Here is a 3,051-nt window from a genome sequence, read left to right on the forward strand (position 1 = left end):
CCCGAAACTGCGTCGACAATAACATAATCATAGTAAACCCGCAAAGCCGCAATGATGCTCTCCACCTGCCTGGCAGTGATGGAGGCCCCATATTCCGGGCTGTGTGGATTGGGCAGGAAGTTCACACCGGAAAGATGGAGAGACAAAAACTGCCGGATCGTATCAACATTTGGATTACTCTGTTCCTGGATCAGTTCCAGAATCGTATTCCTCGGATTCATACCAAGCAGAATACCAACGTCTCCGGACTGAAAGTCATAATCCAGAATAACCACCTTATTATTTTTCTGAGCCAGTTTTATTGACATATTTACTGCCAGAGTTGTCTTTCCCACTCCAGCCTTTGGACCGAAGACCATAATTACTTTTGATTTGGAAGATTTGGCTCCCGTATTCTCCAGTGCCAGAATTCGGTTTGATTCATTGCTGTAAATTCCCTTTAATTCTGCTATCAGATTAATGGGCTCTATATTTTCAGGCAGAATGTAGTGGACTCCGGACTGCAGGATCTTATACATCAGATCGCTGTCTTCCAGATCTGAAAGCACAATCGGAACAGAGCGCGGGCGCAGCAGATAAATCTGCTGGCAGGACCGCAGGGCCATGGGTGAAGTATCCGTAATCAGAATCAGATCCGGCATGGTCCTGTTTATCTCATTTAGTACCTGGTTCTCATCCACTACATATCCGACTATGGTAATCTCATCGTCTTTTATCTGCGTTTTGATCTGTGAACATTTCTCCGGTATCCCCAGGAGCAGAATTTTTATTTTCACAAGCTGATTCCCCTTTCCCAAAGAAAACTAATTTCCTTCATAATTCTTAAGTACTGATCCACGGGGTTCGTTTACGACAGTGCTGTCCTCCTGAGGTCTGAGTGCCAGCTGTATTTTCCCTTCCCCGCTTTTCATGAGGGCAATCTGGGCTGCCTGGGAAGGGGTCACTTCCAATGTGACGCTTACGTATTCCTCATCTTTATAGTCTTTCGTGCTGTCAAAGGAAAACGAGTTTCCAAGTGCCGCAACTTTAATATTCTGCAGGGCAATAACAGAAAATTCATTTCCTACAGAATCATTTACAATCTGGGCATTGGCCGGATTCTGGGGACCCATAATCCTCTCCATGGCCAGTCCTGCCGGGATTCCTTCTTCGCTCCCCTGCACAGACGATTTCAGGGTGCCTGTAAAAATAACGTCCACATAGTTTCCCACTCTGAGATTATTGGAAACTCCCTGTTCTAAATCCGTATTTATGGATACCGCCCGTTTTCCTTCCTCCAGCCTTGAGGAAAGCCCAAGAACTTCTGCATTATCTTCTGCGAGCCTTCGGTCTGTCAGCACTTCATCCTGAAAGACATTTGATACACATACCTTTCCCACTACTTCCTCCGGCTTTCTGTAATAGCCTTTCGTTTCTTCATCAACCAGTACCTTTTTAAGCTTTATCATATCCTTCGTCAGTGTTGTGTAGGGACTCAAATCCTGCGCTGCAACGACTACTTCGATTTTCTGTCCATCAGCCTTGGTTTGGGACTGATGGTTTTCCCGCAATGCAAGCATCCGGTATCCCGCTATGAACACAAGGAATGCAACTGCCAATGCAATCAAACGAATTTTTTTCACCTTAATTCCTCCCTGGTATTACGGCCTTTGCCATAAAATTTATATAAAAAATCAAATTTATTCTCTGATATTATTTGATTCATGCCTTTTTAATTTTTATAATTCAAGACGAGGCTCGCAGATATCTTCTGAAAATTCGCCTCGTCTTTCTATAAGCAACAGCCGGTTTGATTCTTGTATTACTTATTTATTACGGTGTTGTAATTGCAGTATTAACCTTATCAAATGTACTAGATACCTTACCGCCAAGTGTCTGTAATCCAACAATAACAGCAACAGCGATCAGTGCGAGAATTAATCCATATTCAACCATTCCCTGTCCACTTTCCTCAGAAACAAATTTATCCCAAAACTTTTTCATATTTTTCACCTCCCCTTCTTCTGTATATTTAGAATCAGCATAAAACTTCACTATGCCAGATTCCATTTTTCATCTTAAAGTTTTAATATGTTTACAACCAAACCGGCTGGTTACTCCAAACATTACGAAAACATAGGTATCAGCTTGGTCTGAATCAGATTATAAATCCCAACCGCAGCCTCTGACATATTTCCGAAGGTAATCGCGGCCAGGATTACAACTGCTGCAAACAGAGTTGCATATTCAACCATAGCCTGTCCATTTTCAGATTTTAAGCTTCTCATATTCTCCTCATTTCACAAAATAGTGATTGAAATGTACGGCCAAAGCAATGCGATCAGGAAACCCGCCATTATGTGCCCGCACATCGGGAAAGTACTGTCGCGGACCAGAAAACCACATTTCATGCCTGCCAGACAATAAAAACCGATGACACAGGCCATTCCGGTCAGGAAGTAAAAGACTCCGGGAAAGCCGACTGTTATTGCAATGATCATGGCCAGCTTTACGTCTCCCATTCCAATTCCAGCAGTCCCTTTCCTGGCATAGGTAAACATCATTGTGAAGCCAAAAACAACAATCACCAGCAGCAATGCCCCGGCTGAACCCAAGAGTCCTGGTAAGCCGTTTGAATGTATACGGTATGTAAGACCTGCTGCCAGAATCACCCAAAGCATTTCATTGGCGATGATTCTTATTAATCTGTCCACACAAATGCCAAAAGCTGCAATATAGCTGACAAGCATCGTAAATATGGCCTGATCAAACGGCAATAGAAAACAGGACAATCCTGTAACGCCTGTAGTAAAAACCAGGCTTAAACCGTTCCACCGGTAAATGTTGCTTCTTAACGGCGCCTGATATCCCTTCCTCCTGCATTTATAACAGGCAAAGGAATATGATAATTCCGGTATAAAATAACCAACCAGACTGCTCACACCGGTTAAAACGGCAGTACCTAAAATTCCATTCATCTTCTCCCCCATGTTCCTGATCTTATAAGGTTTGTATGCTGTTTCAATGACTGATTCGTGAGTGGTTACAACAGAATACCTCTTTTGTTGTAAA

Annotated in this window: 5 protein-coding genes; all 5 read right to left on the minus strand. The window is 43.0% G+C overall.

Features of this window, described 5'->3' with window-relative positions; all coding sequences use genetic code 11:
• Positions 1-776 (minus strand): AAA family ATPase (locus DS742_RS28405; RefSeq protein ID WP_117420262.1); only part of this gene is annotated, 776 nt, incomplete at its 3' end.
• A gap of 27 nt (positions 777-803) precedes the next feature.
• The gene (gene cpaB, locus DS742_RS28410; RefSeq protein ID WP_170313638.1) at positions 804-1,622 is read right to left on the minus strand and encodes a Flp pilus assembly protein CpaB; all 819 of its coding nucleotides are present in this window, start codon (positions 1,620-1,622) and stop codon (positions 804-806) included.
• Positions 1,623-1,812: 190 nt separating this feature from the next.
• Entirely contained in the window at positions 1,813-1,983 is a 171-nt protein-coding gene (locus DS742_RS28415) for a Flp family type IVb pilin (RefSeq protein WP_117420263.1), read from the minus strand.
• Between the two features lie 122 nt (positions 1,984-2,105).
• The gene (locus DS742_RS29160; protein WP_170313639.1) at positions 2,106-2,267 is read right to left on the minus strand and encodes a hypothetical protein; all 162 of its coding nucleotides are present in this window, start codon (positions 2,265-2,267) and stop codon (positions 2,106-2,108) included.
• A 12-nt stretch (positions 2,268-2,279) separates the two neighbouring features.
• Positions 2,280-3,051: prepilin peptidase (locus DS742_RS28420; protein ID WP_147325906.1), on the minus strand; the 772-nt coding region annotated here is incomplete at its 5' end.

The organism is Lacrimispora amygdalina, assembly GCF_003432035.1.
GTDB classification, from domain to species: domain Bacteria; phylum Bacillota; class Clostridia; order Lachnospirales; family Lachnospiraceae; genus Lacrimispora; species Lacrimispora amygdalina.